The sequence below is a fragment of the Gillisia marina genome (assembly GCF_000258765.1).
In the GTDB taxonomy this organism is placed as follows: domain Bacteria; phylum Bacteroidota; class Bacteroidia; order Flavobacteriales; family Flavobacteriaceae; genus Gillisia; species Gillisia marina.
In genome coordinates this window covers 1-25181 of sequence record NZ_AJLT01000005.1, presented here as the reverse complement: position 1 = coordinate 25181, position 25181 = coordinate 1, and the positions used below count along the sequence as shown (strand labels likewise).

27 protein-coding genes are annotated in these 25181 nt (G+C 34.7%); 8 read left to right on the top strand and 19 right to left on the bottom strand.

Annotation, left to right across the window (positions count from 1 at the left end; genetic code table 11):
* The coding region (locus tag ON07_RS01825) for a LytTR family transcriptional regulator DNA-binding domain-containing protein (protein WP_029331327.1) at window positions 1-203 on the bottom strand (203 nt) is incomplete at its 3' end.
* 96 nt (window positions 204-299) lie between these two features.
* Between ON07_RS01825 and ON07_RS17360 the strand changes: the two genes are divergently transcribed.
* The 4 genes from ON07_RS17360 (at window position 300) to ON07_RS01805 (ending at window position 3503) form a co-directional block, all read left to right on the top strand.
* Window positions 300-500 carry a DUF4174 domain-containing protein gene (locus tag ON07_RS17360; RefSeq protein WP_010227714.1) on the top strand — a complete coding sequence of 67 codons (201 nt, stop codon included), beginning with the start codon at window positions 300-302 and terminating at the stop codon, window positions 498-500.
* On the top strand, window positions 497-697 hold the full coding sequence (locus ON07_RS17355; protein ID WP_010227712.1) for a DUF4174 domain-containing protein: 201 nt from the start codon (window positions 497-499) through the stop codon (window positions 695-697). The genes ON07_RS17360 and ON07_RS17355 overlap by 4 nt, the downstream gene beginning before the upstream one ends.
* Before the next feature lie 342 nt (window positions 698-1039).
* Window positions 1040-2749 (top strand): potassium channel family protein, encoded by a 1710-nt coding sequence (locus tag ON07_RS01810; RefSeq protein ID WP_010227710.1) that lies wholly within the window; start codon window positions 1040-1042, stop codon window positions 2747-2749.
* A gap of 238 nt (window positions 2750-2987) precedes the next feature.
* Complete coding sequence (locus ON07_RS01805; protein WP_010227708.1) at window positions 2988-3503, top strand: DUF4494 domain-containing protein; 516 nt, start codon at window positions 2988-2990, stop codon at window positions 3501-3503.
* Window positions 3504-3614: 111 nt separating this feature from the next.
* Here ON07_RS01805 and ON07_RS17350 read toward each other — a convergent pair whose 3' ends face one another.
* From ON07_RS17350 to ON07_RS01795, 3 genes are read right to left on the bottom strand one after another with little or no spacing between them, the layout of a single operon-like run.
* Entirely contained in the window at window positions 3615-3740 is a 126-nt protein-coding gene (locus ON07_RS17350; protein ID WP_262486210.1) for a hypothetical protein, read from the bottom strand.
* 19 nt (window positions 3741-3759) lie between these two features.
* Window positions 3760-4677 (bottom strand): FAD/NAD(P)-binding protein, encoded by a 918-nt coding sequence (locus ON07_RS01800; protein ID WP_029331325.1) that lies wholly within the window; start codon window positions 4675-4677, stop codon window positions 3760-3762.
* The gene (locus ON07_RS01795) at window positions 4674-5354 is read right to left on the bottom strand and encodes an FAD/NAD(P)-binding protein (protein WP_029331324.1); all 681 of its coding nucleotides are present in this window, start codon (window positions 5352-5354) and stop codon (window positions 4674-4676) included. Before ON07_RS01795 ends, ON07_RS01800 begins: the two co-directional genes overlap by 4 nt.
* Before the next feature lie 446 nt (window positions 5355-5800).
* Between ON07_RS01795 and ON07_RS01790 the strand changes: the two genes are divergently transcribed.
* On the top strand, window positions 5801-7234 hold the full coding sequence (locus tag ON07_RS01790; protein ID WP_010227706.1) for an exonuclease domain-containing protein: 1434 nt from the start codon (window positions 5801-5803) through the stop codon (window positions 7232-7234).
* Between the two features lie 11 nt (window positions 7235-7245).
* Here ON07_RS01790 and ON07_RS01785 read toward each other — a convergent pair whose 3' ends face one another.
* From ON07_RS01785 to ON07_RS01770, 4 genes are all read right to left on the bottom strand, one after another.
* A complete protein-coding gene (locus ON07_RS01785) occupies window positions 7246-7632 on the bottom strand; it encodes a group III truncated hemoglobin (RefSeq protein ID WP_010227704.1) in 387 nt (128 codons plus the stop codon).
* Between the two features lie 64 nt (window positions 7633-7696).
* Complete coding sequence (locus tag ON07_RS01780; RefSeq protein ID WP_010227702.1) at window positions 7697-8806, bottom strand: MBL fold metallo-hydrolase; 1110 nt, start codon at window positions 8804-8806, stop codon at window positions 7697-7699.
* Window positions 8807-8870: 64 nt separating this feature from the next.
* Entirely contained in the window at window positions 8871-9788 is a 918-nt protein-coding gene (locus ON07_RS01775) for an oxidoreductase (RefSeq protein ID WP_010227701.1), read from the bottom strand.
* Window positions 9789-9818: 30 nt separating this feature from the next.
* Window positions 9819-10352 (bottom strand): TetR/AcrR family transcriptional regulator, encoded by a 534-nt coding sequence (locus ON07_RS01770; RefSeq protein WP_010227699.1) that lies wholly within the window; start codon window positions 10350-10352, stop codon window positions 9819-9821.
* 503 nt (window positions 10353-10855) lie between these two features.
* On the opposite strand from ON07_RS01770, the gene ON07_RS01765 reads away from it, so the two are divergent.
* The gene (locus ON07_RS01765; protein WP_010227697.1) at window positions 10856-12697 is read left to right on the top strand and encodes a DNA/RNA non-specific endonuclease; all 1842 of its coding nucleotides are present in this window, start codon (window positions 10856-10858) and stop codon (window positions 12695-12697) included.
* A gap of 86 nt (window positions 12698-12783) precedes the next feature.
* Here the strand turns inward: ON07_RS01765 and ON07_RS16855 are convergent, their stop codons facing one another.
* Both ON07_RS16855 and ON07_RS16850 read right to left on the bottom strand, forming a co-directional pair.
* Entirely contained in the window at window positions 12784-13707 is a 924-nt protein-coding gene (locus tag ON07_RS16855) for a CHRD domain-containing protein (protein WP_010227695.1), read from the bottom strand.
* A complete protein-coding gene (locus tag ON07_RS16850; RefSeq protein ID WP_237708825.1) occupies window positions 13649-14710 on the bottom strand; it encodes a CHRD domain-containing protein in 1062 nt (353 codons plus the stop codon). The genes ON07_RS16855 and ON07_RS16850 overlap by 59 nt, the downstream gene beginning before the upstream one ends.
* A gap of 565 nt (window positions 14711-15275) precedes the next feature.
* Between ON07_RS16850 and ON07_RS01750 the strand changes: the two genes are divergently transcribed.
* Window positions 15276-15932, top strand: coding sequence for an alpha/beta hydrolase (locus tag ON07_RS01750; RefSeq protein WP_010227691.1), 657 nt, complete (start codon window positions 15276-15278; stop codon window positions 15930-15932).
* A gap of 41 nt (window positions 15933-15973) precedes the next feature.
* Here the strand turns inward: ON07_RS01750 and ON07_RS16655 are convergent, their stop codons facing one another.
* From ON07_RS16655 to ON07_RS01725, 9 genes are all read right to left on the bottom strand, one after another.
* The gene (locus ON07_RS16655; protein ID WP_010227689.1) at window positions 15974-16126 is read right to left on the bottom strand and encodes a hypothetical protein; all 153 of its coding nucleotides are present in this window, start codon (window positions 16124-16126) and stop codon (window positions 15974-15976) included.
* A gap of 144 nt (window positions 16127-16270) precedes the next feature.
* Window positions 16271-17770: an SbcC/MukB-like Walker B domain-containing protein gene (locus tag ON07_RS14170; RefSeq protein WP_029331323.1), complete on the bottom strand. Its 1500-nt coding sequence runs from the start codon at window positions 17768-17770 to the stop codon at window positions 16271-16273.
* Window positions 17771-17849: 79 nt separating this feature from the next.
* Window positions 17850-18320 (bottom strand): hypothetical protein, encoded by a 471-nt coding sequence (locus ON07_RS15790; RefSeq protein WP_010227687.1) that lies wholly within the window; start codon window positions 18318-18320, stop codon window positions 17850-17852.
* Window positions 18321-18603: 283 nt separating this feature from the next.
* Entirely contained in the window at window positions 18604-19296 is a 693-nt protein-coding gene (locus ON07_RS01740; protein ID WP_029331322.1) for an AAA family ATPase, read from the bottom strand.
* Window positions 19297-19299: 3 nt separating this feature from the next.
* Entirely contained in the window at window positions 19300-20526 is a 1227-nt protein-coding gene (sbcD, locus tag ON07_RS01735; protein ID WP_010227685.1) for an exonuclease subunit SbcD, read from the bottom strand.
* A 139-nt stretch (window positions 20527-20665) separates the two neighbouring features.
* A complete protein-coding gene (locus ON07_RS15785) occupies window positions 20666-20923 on the bottom strand; it encodes a hypothetical protein (RefSeq protein WP_050915834.1) in 258 nt (85 codons plus the stop codon).
* 163 nt (window positions 20924-21086) lie between these two features.
* Complete coding sequence (locus ON07_RS15780; RefSeq protein WP_050915833.1) at window positions 21087-22313, bottom strand: glycosyltransferase; 1227 nt, start codon at window positions 22311-22313, stop codon at window positions 21087-21089.
* Entirely contained in the window at window positions 22271-22954 is a 684-nt protein-coding gene (locus tag ON07_RS15775; protein WP_050915832.1) for a glycosyltransferase, read from the bottom strand. Before ON07_RS15775 ends, ON07_RS15780 begins: the two co-directional genes overlap by 43 nt.
* Window positions 22951-24051 (bottom strand): glycoside hydrolase family 130 protein, encoded by a 1101-nt coding sequence (locus ON07_RS01725; protein ID WP_010227684.1) that lies wholly within the window; start codon window positions 24049-24051, stop codon window positions 22951-22953. Before ON07_RS01725 ends, ON07_RS15775 begins: the two co-directional genes overlap by 4 nt.
* Window positions 24052-24492: 441 nt before the next feature.
* Here ON07_RS01725 and ON07_RS01720 point away from each other — a divergent pair, with 441 nt between their 5' ends.
* Complete coding sequence (locus ON07_RS01720) at window positions 24493-25047, top strand: hypothetical protein (protein WP_010227682.1); 555 nt, start codon at window positions 24493-24495, stop codon at window positions 25045-25047.
* Window positions 25048-25181 lie beyond the last annotated feature (134 nt).

Sequence of the window (25181 nt, the reverse complement as noted above, 5' to 3'; positions counted from 1 at the left end):
CCAGAATTCATTTCTATTTTTAGCTTTCCATTAAACCAGGAAACTACTTTTTTAACATGGGTAATGTTGATGATCTGTTGCCAGTTGGCCCTGAAAAATATATTATTTGGTAATTTTTCTTCAACCTGCCCCAAGGATTTACAAATTAATGGCTTGCTGTCTTCAAAAAACACACGAGTGTAGTTGCCTACTATTTCAAACATAAAAAAATCTAAATACAAAAGCAATCCTCACTAGTTGGTTGCAGTAAAAAGCCGTATTATTAAGAATGAAAATTATTTTGACACTTTTTTTTAATATTGCTTGTTACAATTACTTCACAATCACAAGATCTTTCCAAGCATCATTGGGAAAATAGATTAATTTTATTACTTACCGATGATCTTAAAGATGAAAATTTTACCAGTCAACTTGCCGAATTAGAAACGGGTTTAAAAGGTCTGGAAGAACGAAAAGTGATTGTTTACCAGGTATTTCAGCATAAAATGAAGATGGGTTGACTAAGAAAGCAAGGTGGACTGCCGCCACCAATTTGTATAAAAAATATGACAAGAAGAATAGTCCGTTCGAGATTTATTTAATTGGCTTGGATGGAAAAATAAAATTGCAGGATAACAGGTGTATTTCTATAGGCCAAATATTAGATCTCATCGATTCGATGCCTATGAGAAAAAATGAAATTCGTTCTAATAACTAACTTTCTACTAATTAAGAACATCACGAAGTGCTATTTACCAATTAATATTTAATTCTCACCCATTTTTGGTATCCGCTAATTTATTTGATTCTTTTTTAAACTTCTTTTCTTACACACTTGTCTGGCACCAATCAATAGAATCGATTTTCCGATTTCAAAACGATTTGTAATCTTCTTTTCTTAGTTTTTTTAAATAACTTATCTCGCTTGTAAGAAGTGCATTTTAAGGGCTTTAGAAGATTATAGGGGAGTTTTCTTCTTGATTTAAGAAATCTTAACTTAAATTGTATGGACAAGAATCTCAAATAAGCATGTAGTAAATCCTGTTTAGAAATACAGATTATGAAATTTATAGGTAGTCAGTTAGCATACTATTTAAGCGATAGGGACTTCAAAAGAAATTCGCGAATATTAATTAGATATTTAGTATTTCTTGGGATGGTTATTTTTATTTATTCTATTCTTTTCCACATAATCATGGTAGAGGTGGAAGGTCATTATCATTCTTGGGTTACAGGCTTTTACTGGACACTCACCGTTATGAGCACGCTTGGTTTTGGAGATATCACATTCCAATCAGACATCGGTCGTGTTTTTAGTATAGTAGTTTTGCTATCTGGAATTATAATGTTGTTAATAGTTTTGCCATTTGCTTTTATAAGGCATTTTTATGTTCCTCTTTTAGAGTCACAAGCTAAAACCAGGGTTCCCCGCCAAGTTCCTAAAGGAACAAAAGATCATGTTTTAATCTGTTCTTATGATGTTATAGCAAGAGACCTTATAAAACGATTGAAACTTGAGAACACACTTTATTACATTATCGAACCCGATCTGGCTATAGCTCTCGAAAATCATGATGATGGTCTTCCCGTAATTTTTGGAGAATTGGATAGCCAAGAAACCTTTAACCTTGCTAATATTAAGAATGCGAAAATGCTGGTTGTAAATAGGGATGATATTCTAAACACCAAGATTATTCTTACCGTCCGGAACATAGCTCATACTATACCTATTGTTGCCATAGCAACAGATGATGAATCTGTGCATGTACAGGAACTGAGTGGCGCTAATCATGTATTACCTGTTAAAAGATGGCTGGGGGAACAATTGGCAAACAGGGTAAATTCACAACACGCTAAATCTCAGCCCATAGGACAATATGAAGATCTGTTTATTGCAGAGTTACCAATTCTATATACACATTTGGTTTCTAAAACCATTAAAGAGGCCGGATTAAGACAAAAATTCGGGGTTAGTATAGTAGCAATTTGGGAAAGAGGGAGATTAAAACCGGCACATGTAAATAAAAAACTAAGCTTAGATAGTGTTTTGGTCATCATTGGAAATAAAGATCAACTTCAGAGTATTGATGAACTTTTCTATGACCACAATATAAGCCCTAATCCGGTTCTGGTAATTGGAGGGGGTAAAGTAGGACTAGCTGCGATAGAATTACTACATAAAAATGATATCCTGGTAAACCTAATCGATAAGGACCCGGAAATCTGCGAAAAAGCACGTCCTATTTGCAATAAAGTATTCGCTGGACGCGCATCGGATTACGAATTGCTAAAAAAAGCAGGAATATTGGAAGCTCCTTCGGTCTTGCTATCTACCAATGATGATACTATGAATATTTATCTCGCATCCTACTGCCGTCAATTAAATAAGGAATTGAGAATAGTGAGCCGGATAACAGAAGCTCGAAATATTGATATTATCCATAGGGCAGGAGCTAATTTTGTATTGAGTTATGCTACTTTGGGTTCTGAAGCTGTTCTGTCTATTTCCAAAGGTCAGGAACTAACCATTCTTGGTGAAGGGATTACCTTGTTTATTGCTCAGACTCCCATTTCATTGGAAGGGAAATCACTCGCAGAATCTGGTATTGGTGCCAAAACAGGACTTTCAGTTATTGCCATAAAAGAAAATTCACAAGTTGTTACACTATTATCTGCAGATACCTTGCTTCCTCCGGGTGCGGAAATAGTAATGCTTGGGAATACTGAAATGAGAAATAAATTCAATGAAATTTATCTTGAAGATGTCTAAAAATTGAAATTCTGACTAGTTTCTCACTCTTCGTCAAAGGATTATCGAATGTCAAATAAAAGCTGCGCTATTGAGGCTGTATTTTTTCAAAATTTATCTCCACATAAAAGGAAGTTTTCAGGAGCTTTGGATTAATTCCAATAAAAATGAAGCTGAAAAAAGATTGTGAATATCTATTATCAGGAAAATCGCCTAGGCTTATTTTTAAAATTATATTTGGCATCCAAAAATTAAAGATATGAGCGCAATTTGGTATGAGTGTAAGGTGAAATACAGAAAAACACATGAAACTGGAGAACAGAAACTTACAACGGAAACCTATTTATTAGATGCAATTTCGTTTACAGAGGCTGAAGCCAGAATTACTGAAGAAATGGCTGCATACACCAGTGAAGAGGTTTTAATTACCAATATAAAAGTGGCTAATTTATCAGAAGTTCACCCTTTTGAAAATTCCGATAGATGGTTTAAAACTAAAGTTTCCTTGATGGCTATAGATGAAAAAAGTGGAAAAGAGAAAAAAAGCAATATTTACATGTTAGTTCAAGCTAATGATGTAAAAGAGGCTTTTGATAATACCACGCAAGCGATGGATAATACCATGGGAGATTATTCGATTCCGGCGATTACCGAATCTCCAATTGTAGATGTATTTCCATATTTCTCAGAAGAAGAGGATAATTCTGAAAGTTTAGATACTAATGCAGAAATTGAATCTACTGAAGAACCGGTAGAAGAAACAGAACTTGTGTAATCTTCAATTTTCTTGAAGAGATAAAATTTATTCTTAAAAAAAACACCTCTTAATCTTAAGAGGTGTTTTTTATTTTTTAGCTTTAGTCGATTGATCCTGCGGAAAAATTTTTTAAGAAGCTCTTTGAACCCTTTTTGCTGCCGCTTTCGCCCAATCAGTAACTCTAGGTCCAAAGCATTCTAAAATTGCATCTACCCCAATTACACTTCCTTTAGATAGTCTTCCTAATACAGCCAATGGAATAAATTTCTTTTTATCAGAAATCTCTATAGTTCCATCCTTTTTTTGTGTTAATGCCTAGATCTGAATGTATAGGTTCTATAAGATCGTTAGATAATAAATTGCAAATAATGGGGGAACTCACCTCCATAAGTTTTGGAGCATCTAAAACACTATTTATCATTATTTGAGCAGTGCATTCAGATTGGTTGTTTTCAAGTTTCCAACCATTTTTCACTTCGGTGATTTCCGGATCTTCTACAAGGTCAAGATCTAATATTCCAGAATCGACTAAACTTAAAAGCTGTTGCATACTTTCTATTGGTGGTCCGTAAGAATATCTCTTTAGTCGCTCGTCTAGCGCTATTACAGATGCTATTACATCGTCTTCAAGATTTGCGTGGGAAAATTCTTTATAGAGCGTTGGTTGGCAATGTCGCCAAACTTGGCCAATGCAATAATCTAGAGAGATCTTCTCTTCTCCCAATGCCATATTTATAAAATCCTTTATACTTTTTTGGACAGGTTGCGAGGTAGGTAAAATTAGGTCATGCTTAAAATTTTCGTCTGAAAGCCATTCCACAATTATCGTTGAAAGCTCTTTTTGCTTAAACTCGTGGGAGTATGCTTTTTCTTGTAAATCCAAATAAACTCGTGAAGCGATTTTTGCAATGGCATTTTTCAGGAAAGATGTATCTGAAACCTTCTTTTTTCCATGGGCATTTTTAGAAATTATTTTGGCAAACTTTTCAATTTCCTCATCAGTTGGTTCGTAACTGGAATCTATCTCAGCATTTAATGGTTTGGGAACCATCGGATTGCCATCTAAAGAAAATGCTAGGATCTTTTTTGGAACTTCCGGTGATGAAATAAATTTAGAATGAAATGTTTTTTTATCGAGAATTTCAAATTCCCCACCTTTTCCAATCGTTAGTGCCCGAACTACATCTATCATGCTAGTCCAAAACCGCGAATAGCGATGCTGCTGGTTTCATTAATTTTTTCAGAAGTCAAAAATTCCTCTACTGGATAAGCCTCTTCAAAAACTTGCAATTTGGAATTGCTTTTTTCGTGCTCTTTCCACTTTTTAAGCTGATCTGAAATTTTGGTTGGTTGATGCCCCACACTTAACAGTACTTCATCAAATTCGAAACAATCATCTTCTGCTTCAAGGCTGAAGATATTTTCCTTGTACTCTATATTTATAACCTGAGATCTAAGGATCTTTAAATAACCTGCCATTTGCAATTCTACGGCAATACTGGTAAAGCGTTCATTTAAATAAGTTCCCAATTTTGATCTTTCAGGAAACTTATCTGGTTCCTGTTCGTCTGGATTTTGTTCCTCTTCTGGTAACCAATTGGAATAAGCAGGAAATTCCGGGATATTATGATCCCCTAATGTTATTGGTGCTCTTCCGGGAAGGTTTTTTAAGGCTCTCTCAGAAATATTGAGCCAATTCGTTCTTAATTGCTCGGCATTCCAAATATTCCCGGAACCGGGAGTTTCTGAGGTTTCAAAAATGCTAACTACAACAGCCTCTTCCTTTTTATTTTCTGATAACTGAATAAATAAATTTTCGAGTGCGGAAAGTCCTCTGGGTCCGGCTCCTATAATTGCAATTTGCCTCATATGCTTCGAGTTGAAAATTATTGAGGTCTAAAAATAGTATGCTGAAACTTTAAATCTTTCAATCGGTTAAAAATTTATAAAACTTTTAGGGAAATGTGAAGCAGATTCTTGTGCAGATTAAAAGTTGGTTGCTTATTAAATGAAAGTATTTAGATCTTACAATTGCATATCTGTTAGTTTTTTAACGTAAAGAGTTAAAATATAGTGATTTACGGAATATGTTTTGCTTTAAACAAATGGTAATCAATTAACAAAGGAGGTCTGCATGGATATAAAAATGTGATTGAAGTAAAAAATAAAATTTATTAAATTTTAATCATTGAATTAGCCAAAGAAAGCTTGAATCTCCCAAGATTCAGCTTTTTTATTGGATTTAATCCTAAATTTAGGAAATAGTCCTATTTTTAATTAATTATCCTTACTTTTATAGCTTCAGAATTTAGATAATGAAAGATAAATTATTTGCGGTTATAGATGTGGAAACCACCGGGGGTGGAATTAATGGAAATAGGCTTACTGAAGTTTGTATCGTTCTGCTTAAAGGTGGGGAAGTTCTTGATAAATATACCAGTCTTATTAATCCGGAAAAGTATATTTCTGCTCAAATAACCGCACTTACCGGTATCGATAATGATATGGTGGAAGATGCTCCAAAGTTCCATGAAATAGCAAAAGAGATCGAAGAATTTATGCGAGATGCTATTTTTGTAGCTCATAATGTGAATTTCGATTACAATGTGCTTCGCAATGAATTCAAGCAGCTTGGTTTCGATTTTAACCGTAAAAAGTTGTGTACGGTGCGTCTTTCCAGAAAGCTCATTCCGGGACTATTATCTTATAGTTTAGGGAGATTGTGTGATTCTATTAATATTCCGCTTATAAATAGGCATAGGGCAGAAGGGGACACAGATGCTACGGTGATCTTGTTTCAACGGTTACTAGCTCTAGATCCTGAAGGCTTGGTTTTCAATTCTTTCTTGCATGCGCATTCTAAACAAGCCACTTTACCGCCACATCTTTCTGCAGAACAAATTCATGAGTTGCCTGAAACACCCGGTATTTATTTATTCAAGGATAAACAGCACAAAGTGATTTATGCGGGAAAAGCCATCAATATAAAAAAACGGGTCTTATCTCACTTTTACGATAAAATGAGTAAAGAATATCATTTAGGGCAGGAGACCTATCATGTAGATCATGAAACCACGGGGAATGAGTTGATGGCATTGTTGCTGGAAGCGGAATATATTAGGAAGCACTATCCAAAATTCAATATGGCACAAAAGCGTCCCGGTATTACCTATCAAATTATCAGTTATATAAATCAGCGCGGAATAATTCAATTAGGAATAGGTAAAACTAAAAGAATACAGGATTCTGTTGGAACATTTTATAACAGAGCTTTAGCTACTGAAAAGCTCGAGCAATTATGTGATAAATTTAAATTATGCCCCAGATTTTGCACTTTACAGAGCAATACGGAAAAATGTTCTCATTATAAATTGAAGAATTGCGAAGGAGTTTGCGATGGCTCGGAAGCTGTGGCAGCTTATAATTTAAAGGTTACTGAAGCGATTAATAGTTTAGGCGAAGAAAAACCTACCTATGTGATTAGGGAAAAAGGAAGGCATTTTGAAGAGGAGGCTTTTATCTTGGTGAAAGAGGGAAGATACCAAGGTTATGGATATTTGGATGCTGATGTTCAAATAGCTTCAATCGAAGATTATGAGACGTTCCTTAAGCTTCAAGAATCCACTTTTCATACCCATAAAATTTTAAACAGCTATCTGCGAAAGCAAGGCGAAAAAAACGTCACTTATTTTGAAAATGGGATATGTGCTTTAGAGGATGAAATGGATACTCAATTTATGATAGTATAAAAAACAGCATATTACTTCTTACGTGCAGCAAATATTTTAAGATGAAGATGGGTAGCCATTTTTCGGGCATTGTGTTTCGCCCTTTCGGCTATTTCTCCTTCAAAATATTCATCGATGGTTTGAAACCAAAGATTCAGCCAAACCCCGAAACTTTTTTCGTCGATCTCATGATTGTTTTCAGCATCAACTTTAATATGCGCTCTACCAGGATGCCCTGAATATGTAGAGACATTAAACAACCCGCTTTCCCAGAAATTGGTGATCTTATCTATATGAACATCCCAGTCTTTAATGCTTTTAAGAAAAAAGTGACCTATTTCCCTATTCACTTTAATTTTTTCGTAAAACTGAGACACCAATAAATAAACGTCGTCTCTATTAGTAATGTCCTTTTTCATTTATTGGAGATTAAAAGCGTCAAAAATAAAATTATTGAACCAAGTTTTATGCTGAAATCAACCTTTAATGGTTAGAGTGTTTCCACCATTCTGAAGTTGGAATTGGCTCACCAACAGTCACAGCTTCTCCTATAATTGGTGTCGCAATAGCTATATTTTTCGATGCTGCTTCTATAGTAACACGTTCTATAGGATCTGTCCAACTGTGTAAACCCAACTTAAACGCACCCCAGTGAATTGGCAATAAAATCTTGCCTTTTACATCGATGGTGGCTTGTACAGTTTCTTCGGGCATCATATGGATAAGAGGCCATTGCGCATCGTATTGTCCGCATTCCATGATAGCCAGATCAAAAGGGCCAAATTTGTTTCCTATTTCTTTAAAATGAGAATCATAACCGGAGTCTCCGCTAAAATAGATGTTGTCTTTTTTACCTTTAATTACCCATGAACTCCATTGGGTGCTAAACCTATCGGTAACCCCACGACCGGAAAAATGTCTTGATGGAGTTGCGGTAAGTTGGATCCCGCTGAAAGAAGTGCTTTCCCACCAATCCATTTCGGTAATTTTTTCTTCAGCAACACCCCAAGAAATAAGATGTGCGCCAACTCCTAAGGGAACATAGAAATGACCGACTCTATCTTTTAGTTTTTTAATGGAACCATAATCTAAATGATCATAATGATCGTGTGAAATTAGTACAGCATCCATATTCGGAATATTTTCTATTGCCAACGGAAGAGTGTCATTGAAGCGTTTGGCGCCCAAAAATGGATGAGGTGCAGGAACATCTCCTAACATAGGATCCAAGAATATTTTCTTCCCATCTATTTCCAATAACAATGCTGAATGTCCAAACCAGGTGATTTTAGTTGTTGAATCTGATGTTTTAGAAATTGTTTCTGAAGAAATTTTATTTACCGGAATACTCCAGTCCGGAACTTTATTTCCATTAGTAAAATATTCACTTAGCGTTTTTGTATAATTCATATCTCCGGAAACATCAGTTTCAGTTAAATTCTGGAATTTGCCATTTTTGAAATTTTCCGAAGACTTGATCTTCTCCAATCTTAAACCTTCACTTTTAGCACCAAATTCAGGAGATGTATTTATAAAAATTACAGCAATTAGAACAATCATTCCAACGATGCTTGCAAGTATACCTACTATCATTTTTAATATTTTAAAGAGTATCCGCATCTATTTTTTTTCTTTTTCTAGGTAGTGCGTTGAACAATTAATAATTCAAAAAATGGATGCCTGTAAGTTTTTCAGACACTTCCCATAAACGCTTTGCATCAAGCACATCATACGCCTGAGGTTCAGCCTTGGCCGCGCCTGGACTCCCATTCATATCCATAAATCCTTGTGGCCCATAATAATCACCTCCGTTCACTTGATCCCCTAGAGCCGCCAATAAAGTTGATTTAGCTGCATTTTTTGGGGAATGTGTAACCAGCAATAGTAAAGGACTTAGAAGTATAGTTGCAAGCTTAGGTAAATGCCTAGCCAACTCTGTTTTAGATGCACCGGGATGGGCTGCGACAGAGATGGAATTTACTTTTTGATTAGCTTCTAATCTTCGTTGCAATTCTTTTGAAAAAATAAGACAAGCCAATTTGCTCTGACCATAAGCCCCAAATTTTGAATATTTCTGTTCACTTTGTAGATCGTCAAAATTGATTGAAGCATTCTTATGTGCAATAGAACTTAAGGAAACAATTCTGGAATTTTTGGTTTTGGTAATTAAGTCAATTAAAAGCCCTGTTAATAAAAAATGTCCAAAATAATTTGCAGCCATCTGCAGCTCAAACCCATCTTCAGTTCTTTGATACGGTGGCATCATCACTCCGGCATTATTAATTAATAAATCTATTCGAGTATATTTAGTAAGAAAGGAATCTGCAAACTCACGAACAGAATCCAGCTGGCTTAAGTCTATTTTAAGTATCTCCAATTGGGCATTTGGAACTTGTTTCAAAATTTCACTTTTCGCTCCGTCAGCCTTTTCTATATTACGACAAGCCATTACAACTGTAAACCCGTTCTTAACAAGTGCTAAAGTGGTTTCAAAACCCAATCCGGCGTTAGCTCCGGTAACAATCGCTATTTTATCTTTTAGGTTTGTTTTTTCGTCGAGTTCTATGTTGTACATGTCATTTGTTTTTAAAAAGTAAGTGTATACTTATTTTATAAGGTTGTATTTCTTTGCCAAATAGTCGATTGCTTCTTCTAGATCGAAATCAGCGTCTAAAAATAATCTGGTAGCCAGTCCATCCAATAAGGTTAGAAGAAGTTTAGCTTCCATTTTTGGATCTCTAAACTTAAGTTCTTCAAAAGCCATTGAAAGTGATCTTTCCAAAGGTTCTATTTTTTTAGCATCGTATATATCTAATTCCCACTTTAGCTTATATTGAAGCTTCCAGAAGCTCATATCCTCTTTATTAGCAGTAATACTCTTCGCCATATGTATGGTCTTGAGGATTATTTTTTTAGCATCATTTTCCAAAACAATATCTGCATATAGCATTTTGAATCTTTCTCCACCTTCATTTACAATAGCTTCTAAGAGTCCATCTTTATTAGTGAAATGTCTAAAAATCAAACCTTCAGAAACTCCGGCCTGTTTAGCTATTTTACTTGTTGGCGTATTTCTAAAACCTTCTTTAGCAAATAAATCTAATGCAGCTGTTATAATTTTCTCTTGTTTTTCCGTCATAATAGTGAGTAATCACTTGCAAATATATATAAATTATAATAGAGGCTTGTAACTTTAACTTTTTATTGTTTTAGAGCTTAAAAAGCAGTGAAAAATTCTTCAGGTGTATCGAGAGTTTCAAAAGAAATTTAATAGTGTACACTTATAAGTGCACGACAAAATGTTATTTCAAAGGATTTATGATTTAATCATTCTACTGAAAAAAATATCACCAAAATCATTTCAAACTCTAATGCTCACAAATCTCAATAATCAGTTATTTCAGATGAAAGCTGTCATATAATCGATATGATTTAAAATTTTCAATTCCTGTAGGATATCTAGAAATAAGTGAAGATGCATAATATATTGCCTTTTTAGGGGTCTTGAATTATTGAAAAGTTAAAATTGTTAACAAATAGTTGATAATAATTTAAGAGGTATTTAAGAATTCCTAAAATTTTGTAGGAAATTTCACTTGAATTAAAAACAACACAACAAATTAATTCTAACCAATTTTAGCAATGAAAAATTTTACCCTATTAAAATGGCTTTTCGCTTTTCAGTTTCTTTTTATTCTTACCTCCTGTGAGAAAGATTCAGAATTTGTATCTCCGGATTCAGAAATTACAACCTATGATTTTACCGTTACCGCCGAAGGTAATTATTTAGAAAATTTTGAAGGAGTTTCTAAAACCAGTTATGCTGCTGCTTCGGTAGCCTTCTCAGACGGGAACTGGTATTTTGACGACGCGTTAATAGGTTCTCTAAAAGACGATCGAAAAACCGATTCTCAATCTGCGAGACTACGAAATAGTGGAAGTCTTACTATGCAATTCGATCTTTTAGAAGGAGCCAAATCTATCTCTGTAGATTATGGAAAATTCGGTAGAGATAAAACGTCCACCTTCGAAATGTATTATTCTACAGATGCAGGTGTTAGTTGGACTAAAACCGGAAGTGCAATAACGGTAAATAAGACTTCACTTAAAACTGCAGTTTTTAACCTTAATGTCACTGGAGATGTACGATTTGAAATTAGAAAAACAGATGGTTCGTCCAATAGATTAAATATCGATAATGTATTGGTGGAAGCAAACCCACAAGTTACAGTTCCGGAAGGTACGATTATCGAAGACTATGAATCTGGATCTAAGGGAAGTTATGCTGCTGGATCGGCAACTTTTGCTTCTGGAAATTGGTTGTTGGATGATGCACTGGTTGGTTCATTAGCCGGAGATCTAAAAACCGACGCTAAATCTGTTCGTATTCGTAATCTAGGTGCTTTAGAAATGGAATTTGATGTGATTGGCGCACAAAGCATCAGTCTTAACCATGGTGCTTACGGATCTGATGGAAATAGTACTTGGGAATTACAAGCTTCTACAAATAGTGGAACGTCATGGACAAGTTTGGGACCTATTCAAACTACATCTGGAAACAGTTTAACCGCGGTAAATTACACTATGAACTATTTGGAAGCAGTTCGTTTTAGAATTGTAAAACTTTCAGGTGGATCTAACAGAATAAACATAGATGACTTTACAATAGATGGTACAGAAGTAGATCCTGGAACCGGTGGCGGTACTGGCGGTGGAGGAGGAGTTCCCGGAAGTGGAGCTGTTCACCTTACCATGGGAAATCCATCTAACGCTGTTACAGATATTACTTTTCCAACTAATTATTTGTTAGAAAAAGAAGAATATACAATGTCTTATAGTAGAGATAAAGGAACAGCGAACTGGGTAAGCTGGCATTTGGATGAAGCTTGGTTAGGAAGTGCTGCCAGGCAGAATGACTTTAGAGCAGATAATACTTTGCCTTCCGGATGGTATCAGGTAAATCAGAATGATTATAGTCTTAGCGGATTCGATCGCGGACATTTGTGCCCATCAGCAGATAGAACTCTTTTTGTAGACGATAATTCCAATACCTTTTTTATGACTAATATGATGCCGCAAGCACCAAATAATAACCGAATTGGTTGGGCAAGTTTAGAAAACTATTGCCGTTCTATGTTGGCTGGAGGCTATGAGATTTATATTATCTCAGGAGGTTACGGTATTGGTGGAGATGGTTCTAATGGAGTGGCAAGTTATATTGCTAACGGAAATGTGCAAGTTCCTTCTAACACTTGGAAAGTAATTATGATCATCGCTGATGGAGATGACGATGTAAACCGTGTAACAACCAATACTCGTGTAATTGCTATAGATATGCCAAATAGCCAGTCGGTTTCTTCAGATTGGACACAGTATAAAACTACAGTAGATGATATTGAAATGAAAACCGGATACGACTTTTTCAATTTGGTTCCGGATAATATCGAAAATGTTATTGAAGCAAGTGTAGATGCAGTAATGTAAATTCTATTCTGTTGAAATTTATAATAAAGAAAAAACCTCGAAGAAACTTTAATTCTTCGAGGTTTTACATTATCGGGCTAATTTAATTAATCTACAATATTTATTTTAGCTGTCATAACACTATGAAATTGACAGTTGTAGTACAAAGTATCAGGGGCATCTGCAGGCACTGTAAAAGTTACAGTTCCTTGCTCTGCTCCATTATTACTTACTCCATTGTTATAGGTATTACCATTGGTATTACCTTGAACAGTTTTAATAAAGAATGGGTGTCCTGAAGCATTAACCACAAACTCGTAAGTTTGTCCACGCTTTAAAGTAAGTTCAGGATTATTTGAATTCGAAAAGTCACCACCATTAAAAATATATGCTGTACTTCCAGAATTAGTTACGTTGTAAGTAGTTTTCGAAGTATCTCCATCTTCTCCGGCGTTAGATCCAATATTTCCTTGAGCAATTAAAACGCCTAATTGGGCAGCGCTTAAGTGAACATTGATATATCCATCTAATACTAAAAGTTCATCATAAGTAATCGGAGTGTCATCGTTTAAATTATCGACTTGAGTTTTACTAACTCCTGTTCCTCCTTTCACTGGATTTAAGGAAACAATTATATCTCCCCCGGTTGCTATATCATTAGCATGAATGTGTGCTGGGTGTTCTCCTCCATTTTGGGTACCCGTTAATTCCAAAGTTATTAATGTGGTTCCATTAACGCGTTCTGCAAATTCTGCAGTTCCAGAAATACCTGGTTCATCAACGGTTGCTAGATCATAAGACATTTTTTCTCCAGTAAATTCGTTTTGACCTATATCGCCTTGTGCAACTAAAGTTCCTAATTCATCTGCACTAAGGTGAATATTTACATAACCATCGTAATTTAAAATTGCATCATAGTTAAATGCAGATCCATCATTAAAAGCAGAAATATTCGTTTTTCCAACTCCGGTATCACCATTTACAGGATTTAATGTAACAGCAATATCTCCACCTTCGGCAGCTGTATTCATATGGATGTGTCCAGGATGCATAGCTCCTGCTGTTGTATTCATTAGGGTTACTACAGCTAAAGCTTCTCCATTTTTTTCTCTTGGAAAAAGTAACATCTCCGCTAATATCCTCAAAAGCAACGCTTCCTAATTCGTAAGATTTAGTATCTCCAGTTAATTCATTCTGCCCTATATCCCCTTGAGCGACCAAAGTTCCTAATTCATCTGCACTAAGGTGAATATTTACATAACCATCGTAATTTAGGATAGCATCAAAGTTAAATTCAGTTCCATCATCGAAAGCAGCAATATTCGTTTTTCCAACTCCGGTATCACCATTCACAGGATTCAAACTAACTGCAATATCTCCACCTTCAGCAGCGGTATTTTCGTGAATATGACCAGGATACATCGCACCTGCTGTTGTATTATTCAAAGTCACCACGGCTAAAGCTTCGCCATTTTTTCTCTTTGAAAATGTAACATTTCCATTAATTTCATCAAAAGCAACGCTTTCTAATTCGTAAGCTTTGGTGTCTCCTGTTAATTCATTTTGACCTATATCGCCTTGCGCAACTAAGGTTCCCAATTGATCTGCACTTAAATGAACATTTACATATCCGTCAAAATTTAAAAATTCAGTATATGAGATGGCTGTACCATTATCTAAAGCTGTAAAATTGGTAGAACTTTTTCCAGAACTCCCATCTATTGCTTCTAAACTAACTGCAATATCTCCACCCTCAGCAGCAGTATTAAAATGTACATGGGCAGGATAAACGCCTGTACTTGCAGTGTTTTGTAAATTTAAATCTAATTGAATGGAATTGTCGGTAAGTTCTGTAACCGTTACAGTCCCTGAAATGTTTGGATCTGATACCGAAGCTAAATTGTAGGATTTCGTATTTGCTGTAGCACTTGGCCCTTCTATTATTACTTCTTGCATAGCATCATCATCGCTACTACAATTCACAAATAAAATTGTGGTCATAAATAGTAAGCTAAAGAGTTTGATATTTTTCATGTTTTCTATTTTTGTTTAATTATTTATTCAAAAGATTAAACGTTATGAATTCCAAATAAACAAATTCTTTATTCATAATTTGGGCATCCAGTTGATTTTTAACAAAAGATTATCCTAAAAAATTCCATTTAAAACTTATGATTAGGAATTTTAACTGCAAACGGCTGACTGTTTCTACACGTGATCTGTTTAAGATTTTTGCTTCAGTTGTACATGCTATATACGAGAAAAAGTCCCAAAAGGTTTTAAATTCAAATAAATAGATTTTGATTTAATTTTATAAAATTGCCTATTTTGCATCAAAAAATTATCCTATTTATTAAAATTCAATCAAAAATTGGAAGAATTTTCTACTAATATTTCATTGATATAATTAATTAAAAAATGCGATTTACAACACCCTTCCTTTTTCTATTTATAAGTCTATTTTTTTATAAGCTGTGGTGTACAAAAGATTAAAAATGTCTCATATTTAGAAACCACTTCAAATATAAAATCGCAGCCTAGCCTAAATATTTTTAGTCCGAAGAAGTCCAAATACCAAAATACCCCAGTCCTGCTTTTTGTGCATGGCGGGAATTGGAATAGCGGGAACAAAGATTTATATAATTTCTTCGGAAATAATTTTGCGAAAAAGGGAATTACTACGGTGATAGTTGGTTATACTTTAAGCCCTGACGCAGATTACAAAGAAATGACTACTCAAGTTGCTGAAGCAATTAAATGGACACAACAAAATATATCGAAATATAAAGGAAATCCGAATCAATTATTTCCTACAGGCCATTCTGCAGGTGCGCACTTAATTGCCTTGGCTACTATGGATCCGGAATATGGAATAGACCCGGCTTCAATTTCTGGAATTATTTTAAATGATGGTGCCGGTCTGGATATGCATAATTACCTGAAAACATACCCTCCAACAACTACTAATGATTATCTAGCTACATGGACTAATAATCCTGAAAACTGGAAAGAAGCTTCTCCAATATTTTATGTTTCAGCAGCTACTCCGAAAATCATGATGTATGTAGGGGAAAAAACCTATCCGTCGATAACGGTTGCAAACAAGCGGTTTTTGGAAGCATTACAACCTTTTCAGCCTAATCTGGAACCTATACTTTTAAATAAAAAGCATATTCCAATGATGACGCAATTTCTTTGGCCATGGAATAAAAGATATCACGAAATAATAGACTTTATGAATAACAATAAACAATAAACAATAAACAATAAGCAATTAACAATAATCAATTAGCATCATCATTTTTGTTGTTCTTTTGCTTTATTCACGATAGCTTTTAAGCGTTCCTTATGCGCCTCTTTTTCTTTGCGGAGTTTATTCTTCTTCCTGTTTAAAAGCTTGGTATGTTTTGCTTTGTTCTGGGTGTTTTTTTGTGCTCCTTTTTTGGCCATTTTTAATAAGTTCAAAATTCAAAGTTCAAAGTTCAAAGTTCAAAGTTCAAAGTTCGGAATTCAGAATTAAATCTCAAATCTCAAATCTTAAATCCGAAATCCTGAACTCTAAACCTAAAACAAGAAATAAGAAACCCGCAACTTCTAACCTACAACTTCCAAACTGCTATACCCTTGTCCGTTTCGGCTAAGTTTTATCTGGGTGGCTATTCGTTCTTTTAAAGAATCTACGTGACTAATTATCCCGATGGTCTTGGAAGATTCTGCCTGTAATCTTTCTAAAGTATCTAGTGTTTGGTCTAAAGTTTCTGGATCTAGTGTACCAAATCCTTCATCTATAAATAAGCTATTAATTTCCACATTTTTAGACGCAAGATCACTCAATGCCAGAGCTAGCGAAAGACTTAAAATAAATGTTTCTCCCCCGGAAAGCGTTTTTACAGAGCGGCGTTGCCCACCCATATGCTGGTCTATCGCTACCAAACCATCATCCTCATCGGCCGAAGGTTTGTCTATAAGGTATCTATCTGTAAGATCCTTTAATCTGATGTTTGCTAAATGTAGTAATTGAGATAAGGTAAGATCTTGTGCAAAATCATTAAATTTCTTACCCGTTGCATCACCAATCAACTCATTAAGTAACGTCCATCGTTTAGATTTTTTTTCTTTTTCCGCTATTTCCAGTTGAATAGCTTTCATTTTTAATAAAGAGTCTTCATGATTCTTTAAAATACGATCCAATTCCTTATTTTCTTCCTGAAGGCTCTCTAGCTGCTGTTTTTTTGAATTTAATTGCTCTTGAAGTTGTTCGGAAGTTTCTTCCACATCCTTAGTTTTTAAAAGATCCAGTTGAGAAGAAATCACTTTTAGGGTAGCGGTAGCTGAAGCTATTTCTGTCCTTAGCGAATCCCGTTCTGTTCTAAGATCATTATATAAACGGTCACTTAATAAAGCTGAAATCGCTTCAGGAATCGTTGAAAAACCTTTTTTTGAAAGCTCTTTAGCAAGCTCAGGTTCTAAAACCAAAACCTTATTTTTTAATTCGCTTATTTTAGTCTCGGCTAGTTTTAAATTTTCTGAAAAATGCTCTTTTTGCTGAATTAATTGAAGCCATTTATTCTCCAATTCCCTGCAATCTGCATGGATATTTGTGCCGGTGTATAGCTCATTTAACTGCTGTTTTAATTTGCTGCCATCGTTTAGAATTCGCTGCATATCCTTAAGAATCGGAATTCCTTTCTCTATCGATTGAAAATATGAAAGCTCTTTCTCATAAGCTTCTAAATTATTAAGTTGATCTTCCAATGTGGAGATCTTCCTATCCCAATCCACTTCTTCGTCTACCTGATGATTTTTAAATGTGGCGGAAAAGAGCTCTTTTTTAGAATGAATTTTCTTCTCCAATTCTTTGATTTCAGCATCTAAATTGGCTAAGCTGGCCGAGTTTAGTTTTAATTCAGATGTTAAGGATGCGATCTCTTTGGTAGAAGCTGTAAGAATGCTCTTTGCATTATCGATCTGTTGCTGAAGTTGATCGTCCTCTTTTGGAAGATGTTCAGCGTAAGGATGATGAAGTGCTCCACATAGGGGGCATGGTTCATTGTCTATTAATTTACTTCGATAATCTTCGAGTTTTGCGCGCATTAATATATTCTCTTTTTGAAGTTCTAAAATCTGTAAATTTTTAGTTTCATCCAGATAGCGAGAATTTAGTTGAGCGATTTTATTTGGTAACTCCTGAATGGCGGGCTGAAGTCGAGTTTTTTTCTTTTAATTTATCGGTATGGGCGGAAAAAAGATGTTTTAACTCTATTTGGAAACTTTTTGCCTCCCGGGTTTCTTCCAAACTCTTTTTAAGCTGCGTTCTTTCTTTTGGGAGATCTAAGAATTGAAAATCTTTCAGTTTATACTTGAGATCGTCAATTTGCTGTTTAGATTTTTGTTTTAACCGTTCAAGCTCCTGTAAATCTTTTTCGGGAGCATCAGAAACTTCCAGAGCCACGTCTTTCAAGGCTACTCGAAGGAGTTGTTGTAAGTTTTTCCATTCTACTCCTTTTTTATTGCGGTCTTCTATAAGTGAACTTACCCGAGTACTAAATTGTTCTAAACCTACTGTAACTTCTTTAGGCGTAAGTGGTTTTTTAGTAAAATCCTGAATATTGATTAGCTGTTTAGAAAGATACTCGGTATTCATTTCTATTTTCTGCTGAAGCGATTCTCGATCTTTATCTAAAGCAGCTATTTCTGTAGTCCATGTTTTCCAATTCCTTAGATCTTCTGAAACAGAAATCAGTTTTTCATGCTGAGCTAATTGTAAACCTTTGGCAGATTCAAAAGATTTTAATTTTTCTGATGCCTGATTTAACTGAACCTTTGTTTTCTCTACTTCTGATGATTGAGATAAAATTTCATTTTTTAATTTTAGTTGCTCTTCCTTCAGTTTTACATCCTTGGCTAAAGGTTCGCAAGCACTGGTTTTATGCTGAAATTCTTTTTTTTAATTCTGTTTGCTTTTCAGCACTTAATAATTCTTCTTCAATCCGTTTTATATTAAAAAGTTGCTCTTTAATATCTGCATTACTTGCTCTAAACTTTTCGAAAGCTTTTATTCCCAGTTTTCGGTAGATTCCGGTTCCTGTTATTTTTTCCAATAATTCCCCTCGTTCATCTTTTTTTGCTCGAAGGAATTGCGCAAAATCCCCCTGCGCTAAAACTACAGATTTAATAAACTGATTGTAATTAAGACCGATCAAGGCCTCATTTTTACCGGGCACATCAGATTTCTTGAGATCTAAAATGGCGCCATTTTCTACTGAAGAAATTTCCATTTCATATTCTCGTAAATTGTCATTTCTATTGGTAGAAATACTCCATTGCGATCTAAAAATTCCATGTTGACATTGGTAAGTAACTTTCGCGTATGCCTCTTTCTGATTGCGCGTGAGAATTGCACCTTTATTTAATATTTCAGATCTGGAGATCTTCCCTAACCTTGGAACATGATTAAATAAGGCTAGGGAAATTACATCCAATAACGTAGATTTTCCACTTCCGGTAGGGCCGGTAATTGCAAAAAGTGAACTTTCTGTAAATGGCGAACCGGTAAAATCTATTTGATGTTCTCCACGAAGAGAATTTATATTCTGAAATTCTATTTTTAAGATCTTCATGGCTTAGAGTTCGTTTGCAGTTTCTTGTTGTTGTAACTCTTCCATCAATTCATCGAAAGCACCGAGAATCTCCCTGTTTGTATCTGTTTCGTATTCATGATTTGCTAATAACTCTAAAAAAACTTCTTTTGGTTTTAAATCTTCCAATTGAGGCGCCCCTGCATATAACTCACTAGCACCGGTAACTTTGTTTTTAAAATTCACCCTGCTTTTTACAATTTCAAATCCGGGATTATCAAAATTTTGAATCAGCTTATCGAGCTCATATAGTTTCGTTGCATCATAATGTTCTTCTATCATTTCTAATTCTATCAAATTATTCAGCATAGAATTATTTATCAATTCAGAGAGCTTGTTTTGAAGTTCATTTAAATTTCCGGTTAGCTTCAGAAGTTTCCTAAAAACAGGAACAGGTATACTTTCTGGGATCCAAGATTCTTCAGTATCTAATATTAAGACCCTTTTTTCATCCTTACGTTCACTAAAAGAAAGCGGAATAGGGGAGCCGCTATAATAAGTTGGAACTAATCCATTCACTTTTTGGGGTTTATGTATATGACCTAGCGCTATATAATCGAAAAATTCTCCAAATTGAGACGCCTGAAAAGCTGCCTGATTTCCTATTTGAATGTCGCGTTCACTTTCTGAAGTTTCAACTCCTGCTGCATATAAATGTCCCATTGCCAAAGCAGGAATATCCGGGAACTGCGTTTTACAGACTTCAGCAGCACCTAAAAAGGTGTTTTGGATTCCCATTCGTATTGCCTCTAATCTATCTTCATAAGTGTTTCCATCTGCCGCTGAGCGCAAATCTGCATCTCGTAAATAGGGGAGCGCCACCACCACGAGCTCTATTTTTCCGGAACTCCCTTTTATGGGAATAATGCATTCTTCAATAGTATCACGCAAACTACCAATTACATGCATTTCCAATTCTCGCAGAATTTCTCCGGGAGCATCTAACATGGCTGGAGAATCATGATTTCCACCGGTTAAAATGATTTTACAATTTAAATTCCGCAGCTGTAATAAGGCTTTATAATATTGTTTTCTAGCTTCAGAAGAAGGATTTGCAAGGTCAAAAACATCCCCTGAAATCAATAATAAGTCGACTCCTTTTTCTTGGATACATGTACAAAGCCATTCAATAAATAGATCAAAATCTTTAGAGAGCTCATGTTTATGCAATTTTTTACCAATATGCCAGTCGGCAGTATGAAGTATTTTCATTCAGGAATAAATTTATTTTGAATGTAGAAAAAACATCCTTTTTTATAATTTTGAAAATACAATATCCGCCAGAGGGGTACAAGTCTGGGATGAAATTCTTTTTTAAGATTTAATCATTAATTATTGCAAATAAGTCTCGTTATAATTCCCGCTGTTTAATATGACGGTTTTTAAGAATTCGCGATCTGGCAGAGAATACATCCTGACTCTTCATTTCTAGATTTACTACTCTTTCTATAGATAATCTTGCCATTAAATAACAAATAGTAGATTCTGCTCCTTGATTTAAGTTCACATTAGATTCCTCTAAACCGTCATGACAGCCCCCGGTTAAAGGATTGTAAATTATTTGTTGCAGGTGGTTGTTCCCAAGAAACCAACTAAATGCCAGTTGCATTAAATCTAAATACCGCTGATCCCTAAATGTGTAGTAGAAATTTTCTAAAGCCTCTATGGTATATCCAACATCTATAGGTTGTTCTCCAAACTTATTTGCTTCAGTATTTTTATAATACCAGCCCTTATTCGAAATAGGTCTAAACCTTCCTTTTACAAATAGCTTATTCAGTAAAAAAATTAAAGGAATCTATGGCTATATCCTTGTACACATTCTCTTCGGTTACGAGATACGCATAAAGCATAGCCTCCGGTAATACACTATTTGCATAGGTCATATATTCTTCAAACCATTGCCAATCCTTTTCGGTATTCAAGTCATATTTAGAAACCAATCTTTCTGAAAGTTTGATTATTAAGTTCCTTCTAGTTGCATCTGGAATTGCTCCTTTGCATAAATACAATCCTTTAATAAGAAAGGCTTCGCTTCTTGGCGATAAAACCCCCGGAATCCAAGACATACATTTATCAAGCATTTTACTTGCCAGTAAAAAGGAATCCTCCGGTAATAAATCCTTGATCGCTATTACATTTCCCAGTGCCCAAACGGCTCTGGAATTTGAGTCTTCCAGATTTACATAATCATTTTTAATGTGGATATTTTCGTTGCGATCTAAATAATTTACGAAGGTTCCATCTTTGTTCTGGCACTTTTCAATAAAACTTAAATAGCGATCTATGGATTTTAAATCTTCCTTAAAACCATATAATTGATAGTGTTTACAAATCACAATTAATGCCCGAGCATTATCATCTAATGTATAACCAGAATTAATATCCGGATGTCCAATATTTGAAAATTGAATTATTCCAACGTCAGTAGTCATTTTGTTTAAATGGTCCAGATTCACTTTTGGAAGATTGTAAATAAGATTTTTGGAAGGTTGAATTAATTTTTTATAAAACTCTGCCTGTGTTATAGCAATATTCTCCCAACTACTGGATCTACTCGTTTTATATGCATTAAGGCTCATACTATTTTTCAATTTTGGATTCCCTAAAATTTTTAAAACCGAATTTGCTAGCTGTGTAGAATTTCCAATTTCTATAATCTCCCCAATATTTGAAGATAATAATTCTCTGGTATGAGGAATAGAGCTTGCAATTATGGGACAGCCACAACTCATGGCATATGAAAACGTCCCACTTACCGCCTGATTGGGGTCTTTAGAAGTGAATAAATAAATATCTGTTCCTTGCAATATTTCCAGTAATTCCGGGAGTTCCAAAAAGTGATCTAAGAAAAGCACATGATCATTGATCTCTAATTCTTTTACTGATTGCTGAAGTAAAATTCGATATTCATCAACCCCGTTTTTAACATTGTGAGGATGCGTTTTACCAATAATTAGATACAGGATATTCGGATATTGTTTAATGATTTTTGGCAATGCCTTAATGCCGTTTCTATATTTTTACCGGGACCTAAGAGGCCAAATGTGGATAGGATATTCTTATTTTCTAAGCCATATTTTTTCTTTATAATCGAATTATGTACCCAGTCTACAGAATGTGTTCCGTGGGGTATAATTTGAATTTTATTGGAGGATATTTTATAATCTTCTATTAGAATTCTTTCAGATTCTTTTGTCATTACAATAATACACCGGCTTTTCGATGCCAGTTTAAGCACAACGGTTTTTAACTCGGGATTTGGGTTGGGAAGAACTGTATGAAAAGTCATTACCACCGGCACTTTTACCTCATCTAAGAAAGTAAATAGGTAATTTCCATAGGTTCCTCCAAACAGTCCAAATTCATGTTGGATATGAATGAGTTGGATGTTTTTATTATTATTCAATTGACAAGCGGTATTATAATAATCCTCTTTAATTGCAGGATTTAAACAATACTCTGAAGGATGTAACTTATTATAACTGCTGGCCAAATCGCATTTAACAATTTTAAAAGCATTTCCAAATTGATGAGTTATATGGTGTGAAAGATCTGTAGAGAAGGTTGCAATACCACATTCTTTAGGTGGAAAACTGGACAATAATAGAATTTCGGGTCTTTTTTCGGCATTTTTCATACTCCTGCTGTTTTTAAATTTTTTATTAGTGTGTCAATATTTACCGAAGCAACTGCAATTCGCGAATCGGCAGCTCCATAATAAATGTATAATTCATCATCAAAAAGGGCAGTTCCTGTTGGAAATACAACGTTGCTAACCACTCCTTTTTTTTCCCAATCTTCAGTAGGACATATAAGTGGTTTATTTAATTGTCCAATTATTTTTCTGGGGTTTTCTAAATCTAAGAGTGCTGCTGCAGCATGATACAACGTACCGTTTGCAGTGATTTCAGCCGCATGATAGATCAATAACCAACCGTCTGGAGTCTCGATAGGAGGGCAGCCTGCACCAATGTGGCTTCTTTCGTAATGATGGGAAGTTCGTAATACAATATGGTCTGAAAGATGAGTAACATAATCTACCCAGAAATCACGGGTTAGATCCTGCGGATTTTCAAAAAAAACGATTTGTATCGTTGGAAAAAGCCGATGTAAAAAGGCAAATTTTCCATTGAATTTCTTTGGAAAGAACACAACATTTTTATCCCATACATACACATTGGCTTTCATGATGTTTGAGAGATGATGCCTTTCAAATAAATCATAAAATAGTAAGTGCTTATCGGAGATCTTATTAAGATTTTGCCGAATTAATTTGGCATATTCTTCAAAACTAAATTTTGGAGTGATAATTCCTTTACGTTCGAAAGTCTTAAGATCATTGGAAGTGGCATATGCACCAAATACATTGATCCCATCATATGCCGAATAGCTTAAATAATAAGTGTTGTCGATTTTTGTAATTCTTGGATCTTCAAGACCTTGAAATTCCTGACTGTTTTCAGGAAATAATATAGGCGTTTCACTTCTTTCAATAACTTTTAAGGGACCATCTAGTTTACAATAACCAATAGTAGAAAAATTTCCTGTTCGAACAGCGCGATAAAACAAATGAACATTATTTCCTTCCTTTATCGCCGCTGGGTTAAATACACCTTCATTTTCAAAGCTATTATTAGTGGCCTCTAGGATAACACCATGCTTCTTTACAAAATCATACATAAGAGTTTTATATAAATCGTCATTCTTTCTGCAATTTGCATTGCCGAGAAACATTCAAAAATTTATATAGGGTGCGATATGCTTAACTAACTTCAGTAAGAAAATGCTAATACTATTAATAAATAGCGAAGCAGATTTGAAGTGGTTAACAAGGGTAAAAATATCTTTCTAATATTTGTAAACCAATGATATATATCAGTTTATCAACAAATTTATGAGCTGGTTTGATATGGTTGTATTGTTAGCTGAAGTAAGAGGATGTATATGCGGGTAAGTGGTTAATAATGAGTGTTTAATGCATGAAAAAGCGATTGGTTGCGTGGAAAGTGATTTTAATGACTATAAGTAAGGGGGTTGCATCATTTTAATAAAAAGAGGGAATTAAACTAGTAATTTCAGGTATGTAAAATTTTATAGCTCTAATTATTACAGGTTTCGCGAACTGAATTAGAATTGAAGAATAAAAAACATATTAATCCTTTAAATATTTATAACATGAGAACTCTAATTGTTTTACTACTACTTGTTGGCTTTATAGGCACAAGCCAAGCGCAACAGATCACTGAACTTGAGGAAGCAAATGTAAGCTATGCCCCTAATGCAGTTAAAATTTCATCTAATTTAGATAGCTACACCTTTACCGTCAAAGAAAATTTCGCAGGAGAATTTATAAAAAATCCAATAGCATTTATGAAGGAGAATTTTGATATCAATGCGTTTATAGCAAATATTGATAATGATGCTTACGATGAGTATTTAGTGACCTTTAAAAGTAGCAAAGGATATTTGGAAGCCAGCTACGACGATGATGGTACTATCCTAAAAACAAGTCAGCGTTTTAAAGATATCGTTCTACCACTTAATGTAAGAAGAGCACTTTATAAAAACCATAAAGGTTGGACTATGGTACAAAATAAATACATGGCTAGTGGTAAAGGCGAAAGAATAGATAGAGAAGTTTATAAAATCAAGCTTGAAAACGGGAATAAAAAGCAGAATGTAAAAATAGATCCTAGAGATCTAAGAGATTCTGAAGTTGCAAGTAACTAGGTTGTAGATGATTGAATACCCTATTATTAGCCAGTAAACCGAGAAACGACACTTTGTGAGTTTCTCGGTTTTTTTATTGCTTCTATCTTAAGTGACATTTATAGGAGATATTATAAGTAATCATTTCTCTTTTT